Here is an 18,289-nt window from a genome sequence, read left to right on the forward strand (position 1 = left end):
CTGTTTAAAATGGGGTAAAGGATAGTGATGAATTTATATTCATTTGGTCTCATGTAAGGCATTTGCATGCAACAGTAATGATTGAATATCGTTTATTATTTCCCTGTGTGTGGAATGAAAATATTCACCGTTGGGAACAATGGAGGCACTTTCGAATTTATGCAGGATATCTTCAAATGCGGTGATCAATGCGTCGTTTAATTTTTTTAATAAAGGATAATCAAAGCGGGTATCCGATAACATGTCGTTGCATTCAACAAAGGTATGAGGCAAGAGGGCTAAAATATCTTTGCATATGTTTGTAATAATTACGGAAAATGCATCCGCCTTTAAATCCTTTATTTTATAAAAGATTTCATAGGGTGAAAATGAGTCATCAAGTTTTGTCTGCGATTGCATCATTGATTGATATGCAGGCGTTCCCTGGAAAACTGTTTGCCTGTGGTGGAGCAAATGAGCGGTGACTGCTGGTGAAGTCATAATGCCTGTTTCTTTCAGAAATTCAAAATTATTGCGTATGCTTTGCATGGTAGCATGTGGTTCAAACATAATAAAACCAAAGGTTGGCTCTATTCCGTAATTTCTTAACAGACGAATAGCCTTTTTATTTTCCTCAGAAGTTGTGTGTTTTTTAAATCGTTTCAGAGAATTGTCATCGCCGCTTTCCAGACCAAGAAATACATTGGCAAGTCCTGCCATGACCAGTTTTTCTATTGTTTTTTCTTCAATATCGTTGACGCGGCATTCAAAGCCGAATCGGATATTTAAACCGTTTGCAAGAATAAGATCCGCAAGGGCAGACGCACGTTCACTTCCATATTTCCCGGGGCCAAAAAAGTTAGCATCTGAAAAATAGAAGTTTTCAATAGAGTATTTGGTGTGTAATTTGAAGATTTCATCAAATATATTATTTGCGCTTCTGCCGCGCCATAGGCTTGTTTGCTCATAAAAGGGATTCAGGTAGCAAAAGGCACAATGCCCGTAACATCCCCGGCTTCCTTGTATATACGTAACAATACCCTTTTTCTGACAGAGAGTAACATCCTGCCGGCAAGGATAGGGTAGCTGGTCTAAATTATGGATAGGAGGCCTGGGCGTAAAAACGACCCTCCCGTCTTTATCCTTGGAAGCAAGCCCGGCAATATTCATTCCATCAGGGAATACACTTCTTCTTACCTCATTCCCCGGATTCGCAAGGGGGGGGCAAGAGAGGGGGTTTCTCTTCTTTTTTAATAATGTATTGCTTCCCTGGATTTCCGTTGAAGTACGATTTCCCGATACAATACCTCTTGCAAGGTCAAGGGTTGTAAATTCAGGTTCGCCAACCGTCACAGAATCAACAAATGGATAATCAGTAAGAATATTTTTATAAGCAAACGTGGGAAAATAACCGTAGAGATTGATGTGTAAGGCTTCATTCGCCGTTTTCAGTGTTGAGAGCATATCAAATATATCCATGGTCCTTTCCCACAGATATACGGTATGGACACACAGAAGCTGTAATTGTTTGTTTGCGATGATATGTGTAATGGTTTCTTCTATTGACCAGTCATAAAGATGTGCATTGGCAACTTCGACCGTAAGCTTGTTTTCCCGTAAAACAGAGGCAATATATCCTGTAAACAGGCATGCTGATAACGGGGCATTCACTACTTCCTCACATCGGACTGAATTATTTAAACGTGGGTGTTCGAGCAAGACAATCGACAAGGCAATAGATCCTTTTGAAATTTGCAATAATTAACGAAACAACCCTGACAGGATTAATATACCAGGCATAATTATTGAGCAGGGCGTAAGAATAATATGTCGCTGTAGTGATAATTATGACTGATAGCAAAAAATCGTTATGCTTTTGACCTTCAGGTTCAAAATGCTGCAGTGGCAGCGCTTTTCTTGCGGCTTTTATTCAGGTCTTCTTCGTAGTATTTCATCACACCTTTGAGTGAACACAGACTGCCACACATTGTGCATGTATCCTCATCCATGGGAGGACGGCTATTGCGAATTTCCTGTGCACGTTCCTTGGTGATGGCTGTTTCGTATTGAGTCTTCCAGTCGAGGTCTCTGCGTGCAATACCCATTTTGAGGTCTAAGTTTTTCGCCTTGTCTTTTAGTTTTACCATATCACCTACGTGGGCGGCGATACGAGCGGCCATAACGCCTTCACGCACGTCGTCAGGTCCTGGAAGGGCAAGGTGTTCAGGCGGTGTAACGTAGCAAATGAAGTCTGCGCCGTAACGTGAAGATAAGGCAGCGCCAATGGCAGATGAAATGTGGTCATATCCGGGGGCTATATCGGTAGTAATAGGGCCAAGCATGTAGAAAGGGGCGTTGTTGCTGAGTCGTTTTTGTATCAAAACGTTTGCCTCGATCTCATCGATGGGGATGTGTCCAGGTCCTTCAACGATAATTTGAACCCCTTTGCTTTGGGCATATTCCGCAATTTCGGAATTGATAATAAGTTCCTGTATCTGTGCGCGGTCAGTACTGTCATGAACTGCTCCTGCCCGTAAGCCATTTCCAAGGCTGAGAATAACGTCGTGTTTTTTCATAATATCAATAAGACGGTCGATCTGTTCATAGAGGGGATTCTCTTTTTTATTATGATTCATCCATGCGGTCAGAAACGAACCGCCGCGGCTCACCAGGCCGCCATAACGATAACCTTGCCTTCTTAATCGCTCTAAGGTGATTAAATTAATGCCGCAGTGGATAGCCATAAAACCAATACCCTCTTCCGCCTGCTGTTCTATAACATCAAAGAGGAAATCAGCCTCCATGTGTACTACAGAACCCTTTTTCTTATTGGTTTCTATTGCCGCCTGGTAAAGGGGCACGGTACCTACTGTAAGAGAAATGGAGTCCAACACCCGTTTTCTGATTTTGACCAAGTCACCGCCTGTTGAAAGCTCCATCAGTGTATCCGCACCGTATTTTTCAGCGGTTTGCGCCTTTTTCACTTCCATCTCGGCGTCAATAATATCGGGGGAAGTGCCGATGCTGGCATTTACCTTTGTTTTGAGTCCCTTGCCGATGCCAATCACACGCGCCTTTCTGTTCGGATTTCCATAAATAACGATCTGTCCTTTTGCAATGCCTTCTCGGATAAATTCCGGGGTGACGTCGTCATATACAGCAGCCTCTTTCATGGCTTCCGTTATAACACCATCGCGTGCAAGTTCTAACTGAGTTTTCATCTATTTTTACTCCAAATTAATTAAGCCTTTAAAAACTTTCTCAAACTAAAAACCACCGTTTTCTAGTATAGCGTTTCATTAAAATATCTACATTGATACCGTCATTGCTAGCGACAGCGAAGCAATCTTAAGTTTTTTGGGAACAAGAGATTGCTTCGTCACTCCACTACTCGCAATGACATTTTTTTACGTACACATTTTAACGAAACGATGTACTAGTATTTATTTGGGTGCATTCCCGATTGTTTGTAAGCGTTCATGGAGTCGGGGCAAAAACAACCCTGACAGGGTTTGAAACCCTGTCAGGGTTAACACTACTGCAACGTTTCATTAAAACATGGCGGAAATCACAAAAAATCGGGAATACACCCTATTTATTTCACCATTGCTCACCTGGATTCCAACATAAAAAACAAGGAGTTGGCGGATAGTCATACAGAGTGCTATTCCCCGAATAAACTCATGGGTTGCAAAACAGAACACGTTGGAAATATCTCGTTGATTTTACAGCGATTATTATGTGTTTGCCCTGGCCTGATGTACTTCCCCGAAATTCATCAAATCCATCATGTCATCTCTGATTGCCATTGCAAAAATGTTTTTCTTTGTGAGGTATGCAATTACTTCATCTGGTAAATAAAGGGATGCAAAAACAGGAATGATCTTTTTGTTTATATATTCTGGAAAGTACTCGTACACTTCCTTTAAAGTTTCCGCAAAATCATCTATGTACTGTATTCTGGGAGTGGATTTTACTTCTACAAGAATAATTTTGGTATCATACACTGCAATTACGTCAAACTCTCTTCTCTTGCTCTTCGTTTTTGGCTTTCTTTTAAATCTTCTGACCATGAAATCTTCTTCGCTGCCTTCCTCACAGCAGAAATACCGCATGGCGATTTCCCCAACGTTTGGGGCTACAAAATCCTCTGCCAACGTGCCCATTTTGTTGGTGATTTCTCCCCATTGTTTAAATGCCCTTGCCCTGTCTTTCCGCATCTCCTCCTTGAATTCAGTCATTTCGTTTTTGGAGTTTTCTCTGTCCTGTTGCATCTCTTCCCTGAATTCTTTTATTTCAATTTTAGAGTTTTCTCTATCATGTTGCATTTCGTCTCTGAAATTCCGCATCTCATTTTTGAAGTTTTCCCTGTCTTGTTGCATCTCCTCCCTGAATACCTTCATTTCGATTTTGGAGTTTTCCCTGTCCCGTTGCATTTCGTCCTTAAACTCACGGATTTCCCTCTCCGTCTGCATTTGTGCATTGCCAACGTTCCTGATGAACTCTGCGAGTATTTGTTCCAGGTTATCAACCCTTTCACCTACGGGCGGCATGATAATTCCTCCACAAAAAGCTACAAAAATGCGGCAAACAATGGCGTTTCATATTATAATGTTTTTGTCTACATTATCACTAAAAATTTTTAATACGGTTTCTTTATGGTAATTTTCAACATCAAGCCGTTTATCAAAGGGTATGGTGCCAAGTACAGGTACATTTGTAAATCTTTTGATCTCTTTCACCGTATAGTTTTTCAGGCAGTCATTGGTATCCGCATGGTCGTTAAAGATTATTCCTTTTATGTTTACGCCATGTTCACGGGCATATGACAGGGTGAGAAGGGTATGGTTTATTGTTCCGAGAGAGAGCCGGCTGACAACTATCAGGGGGAGTTTAAATTCGCGGGCTAAATCAATGATAAAATAGTGTTCATTTACAGGGACAAGCAAACCGCCTACACCTTCGACAATCATAAAATCGTGCCGTTTACAGAGGATATCAAAGGCATGTCTGATTTTTTCCAGGTCTATTGTGGTATTATTTAATTGAGCCGCAATTGTGGGCGCAATGGGTTGTTCAAAACATATGGGGTTGATGAGTTCATAGTCGTCATCAATTTCCGCTGCTGACATAAGAAATAGCGCGTCGTCCGATACCAACCTATTGTTATGGTATTTGCCTCCTGTAGCAACAGGCTTCATAACTCCCACATTGCAACCGCTGTTTTTCAAAAGAGCGGCCAGCCCTCCCGCAACAATGCTCTTGCCGACACCTGTATCTGTTCCTGTCACAAAGCATCCTGCAGTCACAACCATTTCTCCTTAATTAATAACAATTCTTTTTTACACTTTTTCCGTAACCGTCCGTATAGACTCGTAAATAACGCCAAGTAATCTGTCCAATTCAGCAGTGGTAATAATCAACGGCGGCATGATGACAATGATATGGCCTAATGGACGTATTAATACCCCCTGTTTCTTTGCCTCAAGACAGATTTGTATTCCTATGCGTTCAACCCATGAATAAGGTTCTTTTGTTTTCGTATCTTTTACTAATTCAATTGCGGCGATTAAACCACACTGCCGTATTTCACCGACATGTTTTAATACCTTGAAAGATGATAACTTCTCTTTCAGGTGCTTTATTTTCGGCTGTAAATTTTCCAGAATGTTTTCTTTTTCGAAGAGGTGTATACTTGCCAGGGACGCTGCACATCCGAGGGGATGCCCTGTATAGGTATGTCCATGAAAGAAGGTTTTCAAATGGGTATATTCTCCTAAAAAGGCGTCATATATTTCCTGCGTTGCAAGCGTAGCCGCCAGAGGCATATATCCGCCATTAATCCCTTTTGACAGAGGCATAAGGTCGGGGACGACACATTCGTGTTCGCAGGCAAACATTTTTCCCGTTCGTCCAAATCCCGTCATTACCTCATCCAGAATAAGTAGTACATCGTATTGCTTACATAGTTTGCTGACTCCTGCCAGATAGCCCTTTGGATGCATTAACATACCGCCTACACCCTGTACAAGGGGTTCCATAATCATTGCAGCGACATTATCCGCATGTTCCTGTAAAATCTTTTCCAGTGTACCGAGACATTCCATGCTGCAATCTTCCGGAATTTTATTTAATGGACAGCGATAACAATAAGGAGAAGGTGCAAAATGTGTTTTAAAATAAAGGGGGCTAAATACTTTATGGTATATATCAATCCCGCCCACCGCCATCGTGCCTATAGTGTCTCCATGATACCCATACTGTAATGCAATGAATTGTGTTTTATCTCTTCTGCCTTTATGCTGCCAATATTGAAAGGCCATTTTCAGGGCAACTTCATTTGCGGTGGAGCCATTGTCAGAGTAAAACACTTTGCTTAAACCGTTTGGTACGATTTCGATAAGTTTTTTACCAAGTTCTGAAGCGGGGATATTGGTAGGGCCTAAAAAGGTGCTGTGCGCGATTTTGTCAAGCTGTGCCTTTATGGCGTCATCGATTTCTTTTTTGCGATGGCCGTGAAGATTACACCACATAGAGGAAACCCCGTCAATGTATTCGTTGCCATCAATATCTTTCAGGTAAATCCCCTTTCCTTCCGCAATAACAAGAGGGGTTTCCTTCACGTACTCCTGCATTTGGGTAAAAGGATGCCAGAGGTAGGTCTTGTCCCATGTCTGCAATTGTTCCTTACGAATCTCTTCAAACATTATTCCACGTATCTCCTTCTTGCCATATTTCAAAATTGCCTATTTACTAAAAAGTAGTAATACATTAGTTTTTTGAAAAATTCCAATAATCGTAACACTTTAGTCCTATGAAAAAAAATCGCTCGTTCCCAAGCTCCGCAGACTGGGTCAAATGAACTTTGTTGTCTCAAAAGTGGGGGCAACTCCTCGCATTATGCCTGTTTTAGACCCTATTTAGTGCTGTTTTACCATTAAAGTGGAGAATGCCTGTCGTAAAATAGGATAAAATTTTTCATTTGACCCAGTCTGTCCGGCTTGGGAACGGGATTGTTTGCGAAGCTCCAGCTTCGAATGGAAAAGGGAATGAACCCATGATGTCAGCCTGGAGGTTTTTCTGGGGTGTATTCCCGATTTTTTGTGATTTCCGCCATGTTTTAATGAAACGTTGCAGTAGTGTTAACCCTGACAGGGTTTCAAACCCTGTCAGGGTTGTTTTGCCCCGACTCCATGAACGCTTACAAACAATCGGGAATGCACCCGTTTTTCTGTATGTTACCCAAGATATTTGGAAAACCTCTTTTGAATCGAATAATACACGAAGTTTCGCTTGCCGGCTAAATGGAAGCCAGAGCTTCTAACGCAATTACGTTCCCAAGCCGGAGCTTGGGAACGAGCATTTTTGTTTTTCCAAAAATCTAAACTGTTTCCAATAATCGCAGTGTAGGGGCGAAGCATTTGCTGTAAATTGTCATAAATGCGTTCATATCCAAACGGGCAAATGCTTCGCCCCTACTTTTTCAAAAAACTAAAGTGTTACAAAAAGTTGGATTTGTGCACTAAACTTCAAGTATAGTAAAGTATAATAAGGCAATAGAAAATAAAACCTAAATCCTGCAAACAAGGCAAAGCCTTGTTGCAGGAATAGGATTGAAATGGTAGGATTTCCAAGGTATTCGGCGGTATATTGATAACAAAAACACCTGAAAGGAGATTCACCATTTCGATGAAGAATATAGCAAAAAATACAGCAAAAGACAACCGAAAATCAAGGCAGAGATGAGCGGGAAAGGCTTAACGGTACATGCAGGGCTTTTACCGGTATTGAATTTTATGGGTAAGCTGATGTTCCGGGAGAGAGTCCATGAAGCGGTCCATAAGGATCGTGGAGCAAATGCCCGGTATCAGTTTGTCGATGCGGTACAAATGGTAGTGATAGGGTTGATAGCAGGGGCGACATCGATGGTAGAGGTGATGAAGGTGTGTACAGATGAGGTATTGAAGAAGATGTCCGGGTGGAAAGAGGTACCTGTAGATACTACGATAGGACGTATTATGAAGCTGGCGAGTCAGGGAGATATAGTGGAACTGACGGGGGTGATCCACCGGTTTAGGGGAAAGATATGGAAGCGTGCGGTGAGATCAGGCCATAAACTCAGGAGTGCTCTTTGCGAAGTATGGATAGATGTTGATTCTACCGTAGATGGTGTATATGGGAAACAGGAGGGTGCAGAGGTAGGATATAATCCGCACAAGAAGGGGCAGAAGGCGTATCATCCCTTAATGGCATTTATTGCAGAAACAAAGGAGGTATTACATAGTTGGTTCCGCTGTGGAAGCGCCTACACGAGTAACGGAGTAGTAGAGTTCATGAAGGAATGTATGGCGTACATGAATAAGGGGGTAAGGGTGGTATTTCGAGGAGACAGCGGTTTTTTTACCGGAGAATTACTTGAATACCTTGAGTCAATATTGGCGGGATATCTGATTAAGGTAAAGCTGAAGAATCTGGAAGGATTGCTTGAAGGGCAGAAATGGAATGAGGTGAAAGGGGAGCCAGGATGGGAACAGGCTGAATTTTGGTATCGATGTGCAGGGTGGGATCGTGCGAGACGTTTTGTGGCAGTGCGGCAATTGGTCAAAAGAGAAAAGAAATTAGTAGAAGTGTCCGTGTATGAGTATTTTTGTTACGTTACAACGGAGCGGTTAAGTCCGATGGAAGCGCATCGTTGTTATGGAAAGAGGGCTACCTGCGAGACTTTGATAGAAGAGAGTAAAGGACAGATGAATGCGGGGCACATACGTACGGGTGAATTTTTGGCCAATGCTGCGCTATTTCAGTGTGCGGTGTTAGCGTATAATCTTTTGAAGTGGATGGGATTGCTCAGTGGTGGAGTGATACAACAGTGGGAAGTAAAGACGATGAGACTGTGGTTAATCCGTGTGGCAGGGAAACTGGTGGAGAGAAGCCGGCAGATGACATTAAAATTGCCGGAGAAATTTCTCCATCAGGAGGAATGGGAAAAGTGGGAACGCATGTCACTGGATGTAGTTTTTCAGTAGAAAACCGACGTTGTATTTCGTTTTTTAGTCTTTTGAGAGTGGTAAGTATACCGCAGATGGAGACAGTACATCCCTATCTTGATTTTCATTGCATCAGAGAGCACGTTTCCGACAATTTCCCATGTCTTTTTGTTTAAAGTAGTACAATAGCGCTACCACAATTGCTAAAAAACGGATATCTGTTATCGCTTTTTGCCAATCTTGGTAGTGGAAAATACTGGTTTTCGCATTGCGAAAATCGTTTGCAGGATTTAGGTAAAAATTGAAAAATATATTTTACGGTAAATAGTAACAATTTATGTTTTTAAGAAATTCCAATGCTATTGATGTTTGTGCAGTGTATCCATGCGCTAACTATAAGTATTAAGTGGCCAAAAAGGTCCGTTTTGCAAACGCCCTATACATTAATAGTGGAGTATTGATATGAAAAAAGAAGATATTTTAAAGGATATACTAAAATCGCCAGACCTGCCAACATTACCTTCCGTAGCATCAGAAATTATTTCCCTTACATCAAAAGAGGAAACGTCTGTAAAAGAAATAGCAGGTATGTTATCAAAAGACGTTTCGCTTTCTGCGAAAGTATTAAAGATTGCTAATTCTGCCTATTATGGTTTTGCATATAAAATAAGCACCATACAGCAAGCAATATCATGTATCGGAATCAATGCTATAAGGAGCCTGGTTCTTTCCTTTTCATTTCTCTCAATTAAAGGAGGCAATAAGGCGGAATTATTCATGTATGAAGATTTTTTGGTGAAATCTCTTGCTACCGCAGTTGTTGCCAGGTTGATTAAGAATAAAATTGATAATAATGATCTTGAGGAGATATTTATTGCGGGACTTTTAAAAGATATTGGCAAATTAATTATAGCGAGCACACACCCAGAATTATACGATCAGGTCGCTAAAGAGGCGCAAAATAGTAAAAAAAACATTATTGAGATTGAGCAGCAAATTATCGGTATAGACCACGCACAAATAGGCTATGAGATTACAAAGAACTGGTGCTTCCCGGATATATTATCAGTTCCCATTCAACATCACCATTTTCCGGAAAAGAACAAAGGAGATGATAAAAAGGCACAACTTTACACAAATGTTATTTATTTTTCAGGGTTGGTATCCAACATTTTATATTCTAATGAGCCGAATAAATATTATGATACATTTATTAAGGAAATGAAGGTTAATTTGGGTTTTAGCAAGGCAGTAATTGACGATATATTGGATAAAGTTGACCTGGAGGTGGTGCATAATGCAAACTATTTTGGGTTTTATATTAAGAAGCCAAAATCTATTGAGGAGATATTGATTGAAGCAAATACCATTCTCAGTGGAATAAATCTGACGTATGATCAAATGAATAAAGAACTTGTCAATGCAAAAATACAAATGCAGAAAGCGGCCAGGGAGCTTGAGATAAAAAATAAGTGGCTTGAAAGTCTTGCCAATATAGACGGGTTAACGGAAGTATATAATCATCGGTATTTACAAATATTTCTTGAAAGGGAACTTAATAGAACAAAAAGGAAAAAGGGCGTTTTTTGTTTAATCATGCTCGATGTGGATAATTTTAAAAAATTTAACGATAACTATGGCCACCAGGCAGGTGATTTTATTTTAAAGGAATTGTGCGATTTATTGAAAAAGGGAATCAGAACTTATGACATACTCGCCCGCTACGGGGGAGAAGAATTTGCAATAGTCTTGCCTGAATCAGATCTGGAAGGCGCCTTGATTGTTGCAGAGAGACTGCGCCAAAGGGTTGCAGAGCATGTCTTTGCCGATAATAAAGAACAATATAAAGTAACAATAAGCATTGGTGTGGCGGAAACGAAACCATCAATAGATAACTTAAACAGGAGCGGTCTTATTGGACGTGCAGATAAGGCATTATTAGAATCGAAGAAAAATGGCAAAAACAGGATCACCGCCTGTTTGGATAAGAAAAAATGATTCAGTACCTAAGTTGGTATAACCAGAACCAAACATGCGTTAGATAAAAAATTTGAAGTACGAAATACAAAGTCCGAAATAAATTCAAAAATACAAAATCCCAATGAAAAAAACCCGGTTTTGAACAGTTGAAGTTTGGAATTTGCTTCGTATTTCGCATTTCGGATTTCACCATTATGCAGTCGGCAAATTGCAAATTGCAGATTGCCGATTGAGGACTCAGGCTAATGGTGTTCCCCTTCGCTTGCATTGACTTCGAGGGATATTGTTTTTACAAGGGCATTAAGTTCCTGGGCTTGCGCCGTCAATTCTTCTCCTGCCGAAGCAGCCTCTTCTGCAGTTGCGGCATTTTTTGCACTACCTGATCCATCTGCTGAATGCCATTGCTTTGTTCTTCTGAAGCGGAAGCAATCTCATTTATCAGAGCAGCTACCCTTTTAACCTGCGTAACAGAATTTGAGAATACCTCGCGATTATTGGAAGTTTTCAAAAAACTAAAGTATTATAGATAGGTGGGTTTCTTTTTGTTCAAGCATCGAGGTAAACCTTGTGGCCTTGTTTTGCCCTGAAATGTTTTTTGGCATTTCCCTGATTTACTGATATTTCTAAAAACCCCGCACTTCCTATAAACATAAGTGGCATGCCGGTTTTTACATCGGCATAGGTATTACTTAAGCCCTTTATTTTCTCATTGTCTACCGTTAAAATTAGATTGTTTGTGGTTGTTTCTAAATTATCTATGTCTTTTTCTGTGATGTTGGTAATGAGGTTGCCAAAATGGTCAATAGAGAGAATGGTTCCGTTAATCCTTCTGTTTTCTTTTGCAAATACGGGATTTGGCATGTCAATCTGACGGAACTGATTGATTTTCCTGCCTAACTGATCGGGTAAGATGCCAAGTGACAGATGTGCCGCTACCGGTGCGAAGATGTCCCGTCCATGAAAGGTATTGCTTTGCCCCGGCAGGAAAAATTTGGTATTTGTCACACGTGTGATGGTTTTAGTCTTTTCTTTTTGAAGGATAAAACTCAATAAACCATTATCCGGGGCAAGGAACAGGTGTCCTTTGCATTCTGCACAGAGTATGTTTCTTTCACTGCCAACGCCGGGGTCAATAACGGCAATGTGTATAGTTCCTTTTGGAAAATACTGGTAAGAGGTGTACAGTATATATGCCCCGCGAAAAACGTCTTGTGGCGGAATCATATGGCACAGATCGATGATGTTGGCATGCGGATTAATCCCGGCAATCACTCCCTTCATAATGCCGGTATAAGCATCATGAATTCCGAAGTCCGTAAGAAGTGTTATTATCCGTGACCGTTGATTTGCCATGTGGCGTTTGCCGGGTAATTTTGAAAATGGTTTCTCCGCATACCAGGGGGAAAACGCTCCTCTCATTACATGCTTTTGTTAAAGCAGCGATTATCGTTTTCGTCCGTAAATGTTTTCTGCGGTTTTTCCCGGGTAATCAGTTATTGTTTCTGTTTTTCAGCATTGACGGGGATTTCTTCTTTAAAAAAGAAGGGACAATACTTCCAGCAATTTATGTCAACAATGCGATATTGTCCACAACACTTCGGGCAAAGCCAGTCTCCCAGTCCAATACAGAGACGTTCGCCAATATGCTGGCTGCATTTATTACAAGGTATCATTGTTTAAACGCTTTAAAAATAGTGAAGGATAATACAAGGCTAATATCTAAAATGTTACAAAATGTTACAAAAAACATGCTAAAATCAAACTATCTGAAATACAAGGATTTTTTAAATTAACATTTTCATCGCTATCATATCATGTTGTAGGGAAATAGTACGTAATATTTTAGTAACACTTTAGCTTTTTGAAAAAGCAGGGGCGAAGCATTTGATGTAAACTGTCATAAATGCGTTCATACCCAAACGGGCAAATGCTTTGACCCTACACGGCGAGTATTGGAATTTTTAAAAAAACTAAAGTGTTACAATGTTTTTGTAGAGTAACAGAATATGACCATAGAATCTGTCATTCAGGGGCAATTAGAAAGAATTACCTATCGCAACGAAGATACGGGATACACTATTGCCAAAATGAAGGTAAATAATCATAAGGAGGTCATTACCTTTATCGGCAACCTGGCATCGGTTACTGAAGGCGAAACAGTAAATCTTCGGGGGCATTGGTATTGTCATCCGAAATATGGAGAACAATTTAAAGTGAGTTCTTACGAACCGGTGACCCCCGCAACTGCAAAGGGTATTGAAAAATACCTTGGTTCAGGGCTTATTAAAGGCATTGGGACGGTAATGGCAAAAAGAATCGTGTCCCGCTTTGGAGTGGCCTCACTTGATATTATTGAACATTCAATAGAACAGCTAAAACAGGTGGAAGGCATTGGAGAAAAGCGCATTGCGATGATCAAAACCGCATGGACGGAACAAAAAGAAGTAAAGGAGGTAATGCTTTTTCTTCAAAGCAACGGAGTAAGCTCTGCATATGCGGCAAAGATATTTAAACAGTACGGCAGGGAGTCTGTCCGTATTGTAAAAGAGAACCCGTACCGGCTGGCAATGGAAGTATTTGGTATCGGGTTTATTACCGCGGATAAAATTGCTGAAAATATGGGCATTGCGAAGGACTCAATATTGCGTGCTGAAGCGGGCATTTTGTATGTTCTGAAAAAATTATTAAACGAAGGCCATGTGTACTATCCTTACGAATTATTGACGGAGGAATGCAGGAAGGTGCTTGAGGTAGAACGCGACCTTATTATCCGTGCATTTGGAACCATTGCGTTTGAGAAGAGGATAGTAATTGAAGACTGTAATGAAAATGATGAAATAACGGCCAATAACAAGGCGATATATCTTGCAAAATGTTATGTATCAGAAAAAGGAATAGCGGAAATGCTCAATGACCTTATGCAAAAAGGAAAGCGGACATATCTGATGGGCATGGATACCTCCGTTGATTGGGTTCAGAAAGAGTTTGGTATTCGCCTTGCAGAAAAACAACTCCTGGCGGTAAAAGGGGCGGTAGATAAAAAGGTATTTGTCATTACAGGAGGGCCTGGCACGGGTAAGACCACGATTATAAAAACAATTATCAGAATTTATGATAAATCAGGGTTTCGTGTAATATTAGCTGCGCCAACGGGCAGGGCGGCGAAGAGAATGTTTGAGATGACGGGACATGAGGCGAAAACGCTTCATAGATTATTGGAGATAAACCCACAGGAAGGGGGTTTCAGGAAAAATGAGAGAAATCCACTGGACGCAAATGTAATTATCGTGGATGAAGTATCAATGGTGGATACGATACTTATGTACCATTTTTTGAAGGCTGTCCGGAAGGATGCAACCCTGATCCTCGTCGGTGATGTAAATCAGCTTCCCTCGATAGGGGCGGGAAATGTTTTAAATGATATCATAACGTCTGGTGTTGTGCCTTACGTTCATCTCAATGAGATCTTTCGTCAGGCGAAAGAAAGCGTTGTGGTGATGAATGCTCATCGGATAAACAGCGGATATATGCCGGTACTTACTTTTGAAAAGGACAGACTTCAGGATTTTTATTTTATTCAGCTTGAAGACCCTGAAAAAATAATAAACGAAATCGTTTCGTTATGTAAAGAACGGATTCCCGGCAGATTTCAGTTTGATGCCATTAAGGATATCCAGGTGTTAACGGCAATGAATAAGGGGGTATTGGGGGTACATCATTTAAATAACACCCTTCAAAATGCCCTCAATAAATCTCCTGTTGAATTAATAAAAGGCACAAGACAATTTAAAAAACATGATAAGGTTATGCAAATAGTAAATAACTATGAAAAAGATGTATATAACGGTGATATAGGGTTTATTGTTGAGATAGATGATGAATATCAGGAAATTACCGTAAATTATGACGGAGGGGAGGTTGTATATGATTACAAAGAACTCGATGAAATAGTGCTGGCGTATGCGGTATCGATTCATAAATCCCAGGGGAGTGAGTACCCTGTTGTTATACTGCCTGTTCATATGCAACATTATATGCTCTTGCAAAGAAATCTTTTGTATACAGGAATAACCAGGGGAAGGAAATTGGTGGTGTTAATAGGTACAAAAAAGGCATTGGCAATCGCAGTAAAAAATGACAAACCATGTAAAAGATATACGTATTTAAAAAGAAGGCTGGTAGAGGTATTTAATGCTGAACAGGGGACAGTCTAAAATATTGCCTTTGTCCTTTTGATCGTTTAGTTGTAACTTTTCAATAAGTTGATGTTTTTATAATAATGTAAAACTTTGTAACACTTTAGTTTTTTGAAAAAGCAAAAACGCTCGTTCCCAAGCTCCGGCTTGGGAACGCAATTGCATTGGAAGCTCTCGCTTCCCTTTGGTAAGCATATTCGGTTCAAAGTTAAAGGGATTAGCATCCCCCCTTACCCCCACTACCGGGAGATTTAACGATTTAACGAAGCATGAAATAGATTTTCAAATATATGGATAGCATGGTTTTATTCTTTTTTCCATGCGAAGCCGGAGCTTCTCAAACAATCACATTCCCAAGCTGGAGCTTGGGAACGAGAGCGAATGCTGAACAGGGGACAGTGTAAAATATTGCTTTTGTCCTTTTGATAACTTCTCAATAAGTTGATGTTTTTATAATAATTTCTACAGTCCACAGTCTGCAATTTGCCGACTGCCGATTGCACAGTCTCAACTTATTGAGAAATTACGTTTAGTTTGCCTGTTCAAGTTGTTGTATAAGTTTGTTTATGCCGGTAGCCTGGTCTTGTTGCGGATCGAGTTTTATGCTTTCTTTAAGATGAAATAATGCCGCATGTTTGTCTTTTTTGTGTTTCAGCAGCAGAGCGCCCAGATTCATATGGGCGTTTGCGTAATCGGGTTTGATTTTTACGGCAGTTTGAAATGCATGAATGGCATTGTCAAATTGCTGCCTGTCGTTATAGAGGATGCCAAGTCCGTTATGGGCCTTTGCGTGATTTGGTTCCATAGAAATCGCAGTCAGGAATTCACGTTCCGCCAGATCCATAGCGCCCTTTCGGTAATATGCGATGCCAAGGTTACTGTGTGCGTCAGGGTAATAATGATTTATTGAGATTGCTTTGGTAAATTCCCGGATTGCTTCATCTAATATTCTTTCTTTGGTATATATTACCCCTAAATTATTATGTGCTTGTGTGTGTTGTGGATATATTTCAATACTTTTTTTGTAACAGGCAATTGCATCTTCATAAAGACGCATTTTGTCATAATAAATGCCAAGGTTATTAAAAAGGTCGGCGTCGTTCGGGTCTATTTTTAACGCCTTTTTGTATTCTTCAAAAGCGGCGCTGTTAATGTCCATTTTTTCATAGGCATTTCCCAGGTTAATGTGACTTCTCGCACTGTTCGGTGAAACAGTAAGTGTTTTTGACCATAAGCGTAACCCATCCTTCCAATCCGTGTTTCTCCGAAGCGTTAAATATGCGCTTCCTGACAAAAGAAAAAAGAGCGCCGGAAGCAGCGTCAGCGAAATAGGGAAAGTTGTAGTGAATGTAAAAGGTTTTCTGACGGTGTTCCGTTCATGATAAGAAGATAAAAAGGAGGCGCTCTTAGTCAACAAAATCCCAAATGCCATGCAAATACCGGCACAAGGAACATATAAATACCTTTCTGCCATAACATTGCCCAATGGGATAATATTCATTACGGGGGATAAGGTAATGAAAAACCACACAATGCAAAAGAAAATATAGTTATTTCTTTGTTTTGTACGAAATGCAAGTATTCCCGTTGCCGTTAAAAGCAGTGCGGATATCCAGAAGGATATTTTCGCAATGGATGTTGAAACAGGAATCACATAATCCACATTTAAAGGAAAGGGAAGGAAGAGTAATTTTATATAATATGCCAATACGTGGGTCATGGTAAGAAAGCTGGAGAAAGGATTCTTTAATGGCGATTGTATTTCTGATTCCAAAGGATTGTGGAGAAAGTAAAAGCGGATTGAGAGATAGAAAAGAGAAATCAGCAGGTAGCCGCTATAATAGCGATAAAAACCTGATTTTAGATAAGAGAGGCGTAATGATATGGATGGGTTTATTGGTTGCACACTCCCGTTGTTTTGACGTCCTGCCAACAGTGTATTTTTTAGTAAAAACGGTGGGAAAACAAGGTCGTGTAAAATAATTAATACCGGTAAAGTAATCGCCATTTCTTTGGAGAAAAGTCCAAAAAAATAACAGAGTAAAGATAATGAGTAATGAATGAAATATTTGTCTTTGCGGGATTTTAAAAAAAAGAGAAAGCCCGATATCATAAATAGAAACGCAAACAGATCCTCCCGAAACCCGATTGCGTTTACGGATTCTGATAAGAGGGGATATGAAGAAAACAGTAATGCCGACACAAAAGCAGTTAGCCGTTTTTTCAGCAGTTGAAAACAAAAGAGAAAGAAGAATACACAGTTTGCCGAATGGATTAAAACATTGGTAAGGTGGTAGCCGGCAGGGTTGGATTTCCAGAAGGTAAAATCAACAAAATAAGAGAGGGTGACTACCGGACGATACGTTAATTCAGCGGAAAGAGAAAAATATTTGCCTGTAAAAATATCCGGAAAGTTATGCCAGTGCCGTATGAAATAATTATCGACTATCGTTGATTGATCATCATACACAAAGGAATTGTGCAGACAATTCAAATAAACGACAAATGAGTAAAACAAGAGCGCCAGTGAGCAATATATGCAAAAATATTTTTTCAAAATGAGAGAGTGCCTGTTCCAATGGTTATTGCGAATAATCTTTTCTGCTTATCATTGTGTGGTAAAACGACGGGGAGGGGATGGTGTTCCCCCCTTTTCTTTGTGGCGATATTAAAGCAAAAACAGTGAAAATGCAAAATGAAAAATGCAAATTGCACAGAGAGAAGGCAGCATGACAGGACGATTCTTAAGCGGGTTTCAGCATATACTTGTTAGGTGGTAAAATAATAACAAGTGTTGCGTCAAGATGATAAATGTGATAATTTTCGATTTATGAATACAATCGATTTAAGGAAAAAGAAACATTCAATTGATGAATTATTGACTATGGCAAGATCTGAACCATTAATGATTTGCGACAAAGATGGGAAAAATTATGTCCTGGAGGAAATTGATGAGTTTGAGAAAGAGGTAAAAGAACTCGGTAGTAGTAAGAAGTTCATGGAATTTCTAGATGAAAGATCGAAGGAAAGAGAAACTATCCCTATCTCATCTATAACGAAAAAGCTAGGAATATAAACCGTCTAAACGGTTTGTGAGATTGCTTCGGAAAAAGCCCTCGCAATGACAAGCTCTTAACCACGGAATAC

12 protein-coding genes are annotated in these 18,289 nt (G+C 40.2%); 4 read left to right on the forward strand and 8 right to left on the reverse strand.

The annotated features are described in order from the left end of the window. Positions 1–39: 39 nt before the first annotated feature. From M5U24_RS02145 to bioA, 5 genes are all read right to left on the reverse strand, one after another. Positions 40–1,650 carry a B12-binding domain-containing radical SAM protein gene (locus M5U24_RS02145; protein WP_099323818.1) on the reverse strand — a complete coding sequence of 537 codons (1,611 nt, stop codon included), beginning with the start codon at positions 1,648–1,650 and terminating at the stop codon, positions 40–42. Between the two features lie 218 nt (positions 1,651–1,868). Beyond that, positions 1,869–3,200, reverse strand: coding sequence for a phosphomethylpyrimidine synthase ThiC (thiC, locus tag M5U24_RS02150; RefSeq protein WP_099323817.1), 1,332 nt, complete (start codon positions 3,198–3,200; stop codon positions 1,869–1,871). A gap of 516 nt (positions 3,201–3,716) precedes the next feature. Next, complete coding sequence (locus M5U24_RS02155; RefSeq protein WP_164995146.1) at positions 3,717–4,532, reverse strand: hypothetical protein; 816 nt, start codon at positions 4,530–4,532, stop codon at positions 3,717–3,719. 48 nt (positions 4,533–4,580) lie between these two features. Then, complete coding sequence (bioD, locus tag M5U24_RS02160; RefSeq protein ID WP_230405672.1) at positions 4,581–5,294, reverse strand: dethiobiotin synthase; 714 nt, start codon at positions 5,292–5,294, stop codon at positions 4,581–4,583. Positions 5,295–5,321: 27 nt separating this feature from the next. After that, the gene (gene bioA, locus M5U24_RS02165; RefSeq protein ID WP_099323815.1) at positions 5,322–6,686 is read right to left on the reverse strand and encodes an adenosylmethionine--8-amino-7-oxononanoate transaminase; all 1,365 of its coding nucleotides are present in this window, start codon (positions 6,684–6,686) and stop codon (positions 5,322–5,324) included. Positions 6,687–7,655: 969 nt separating this feature from the next. Here bioA and M5U24_RS02170 point away from each other — a divergent pair. Next, positions 7,656–9,005 (forward strand): IS1380-like element ISCku8 family transposase, encoded by a 1,350-nt coding sequence (locus M5U24_RS02170; RefSeq protein ID WP_298201460.1) that lies wholly within the window; start codon positions 7,656–7,658, stop codon positions 9,003–9,005. Between the two features lie 423 nt (positions 9,006–9,428). Further along, a complete protein-coding gene (locus M5U24_RS02175) occupies positions 9,429–10,964 on the forward strand; it encodes a GGDEF domain-containing protein (protein WP_099323814.1) in 1,536 nt (511 codons plus the stop codon). 304 nt (positions 10,965–11,268) lie between these two features. On the opposite strand, the gene M5U24_RS02180 is transcribed toward M5U24_RS02175, so the two are convergent. Together M5U24_RS02180 and M5U24_RS02185 are read right to left on the reverse strand one after the other, a co-directional pair. After that, a complete protein-coding gene (locus M5U24_RS02180; protein WP_099323813.1) occupies positions 11,269–11,454 on the reverse strand; it encodes a hypothetical protein in 186 nt (61 codons plus the stop codon). Positions 11,455–11,492: 38 nt separating this feature from the next. After that, positions 11,493–12,365: an SAM-dependent chlorinase/fluorinase gene (locus M5U24_RS02185; protein WP_099323812.1), complete on the reverse strand. Its 873-nt coding sequence runs from the start codon at positions 12,363–12,365 to the stop codon at positions 11,493–11,495. A gap of 587 nt (positions 12,366–12,952) precedes the next feature. On the opposite strand from M5U24_RS02185, the gene M5U24_RS02190 reads away from it, so the two are divergent. Further along, entirely contained in the window at positions 12,953–15,160 is a 2,208-nt protein-coding gene (locus M5U24_RS02190) for an ATP-dependent RecD-like DNA helicase (protein ID WP_298201432.1), read from the forward strand. A 511-nt stretch (positions 15,161–15,671) separates the two neighbouring features. On the opposite strand, the gene M5U24_RS02195 is transcribed toward M5U24_RS02190, so the two are convergent. Continuing rightward, a complete protein-coding gene (locus M5U24_RS02195; protein WP_164995141.1) occupies positions 15,672–17,699 on the reverse strand; it encodes a tetratricopeptide repeat protein in 2,028 nt (675 codons plus the stop codon). A 273-nt stretch (positions 17,700–17,972) separates the two neighbouring features. Between M5U24_RS02195 and M5U24_RS02200 the strand changes: the two genes are divergently transcribed. Continuing rightward, positions 17,973–18,218 (forward strand): hypothetical protein, encoded by a 246-nt coding sequence (locus tag M5U24_RS02200; RefSeq protein WP_099323808.1) that lies wholly within the window; start codon positions 17,973–17,975, stop codon positions 18,216–18,218. Positions 18,219–18,289 lie beyond the last annotated feature (71 nt).

It is taken from the genome of Candidatus Kuenenia sp. (assembly GCF_027493735.1).
GTDB lineage: Bacteria > Planctomycetota > Brocadiia > Brocadiales > Brocadiaceae > Kuenenia > Kuenenia stuttgartiensis_A.

What these genes read in the sequence shown, in the direction of transcription:
- thiC (WP_099323817.1), bottom strand. Translation starts at nt 3,200, where the DNA reads ATGAAAACTCAGTTAGAACTTGCACGCGATGGTGTTATAACGGAAGCC.
- M5U24_RS02155 (WP_164995146.1), bottom strand. Translation starts at nt 4,532, where the DNA reads ATGCCGCCCGTAGGTGAAAGGGTTGATAACCTGGAACAAATACTCGCA.
- bioD (WP_230405672.1), bottom strand. Translation starts at nt 5,294, where the DNA reads ATGGTTGTGACTGCAGGATGCTTTGTGACAGGAACAGATACAGGTGTC.
- bioA (WP_099323815.1), bottom strand. Translation starts at nt 6,686, where the DNA reads ATGTTTGAAGAGATTCGTAAGGAACAATTGCAGACATGGGACAAGACC.
- M5U24_RS02175 (WP_099323814.1), top strand. Translation starts at nt 9,429, where the DNA reads ATGAAAAAAGAAGATATTTTAAAGGATATACTAAAATCGCCAGACCTG.
- M5U24_RS02185 (WP_099323812.1), bottom strand. Translation starts at nt 12,365, where the DNA reads ATGAGAGGAGCGTTTTCCCCCTGGTATGCGGAGAAACCATTTTCAAAA.
- M5U24_RS02190 (WP_298201432.1), top strand. Translation starts at nt 12,953, where the DNA reads ATGACCATAGAATCTGTCATTCAGGGGCAATTAGAAAGAATTACCTAT.
- M5U24_RS02200 (WP_099323808.1), top strand. Translation starts at nt 17,973, where the DNA reads ATGAATACAATCGATTTAAGGAAAAAGAAACATTCAATTGATGAATTA.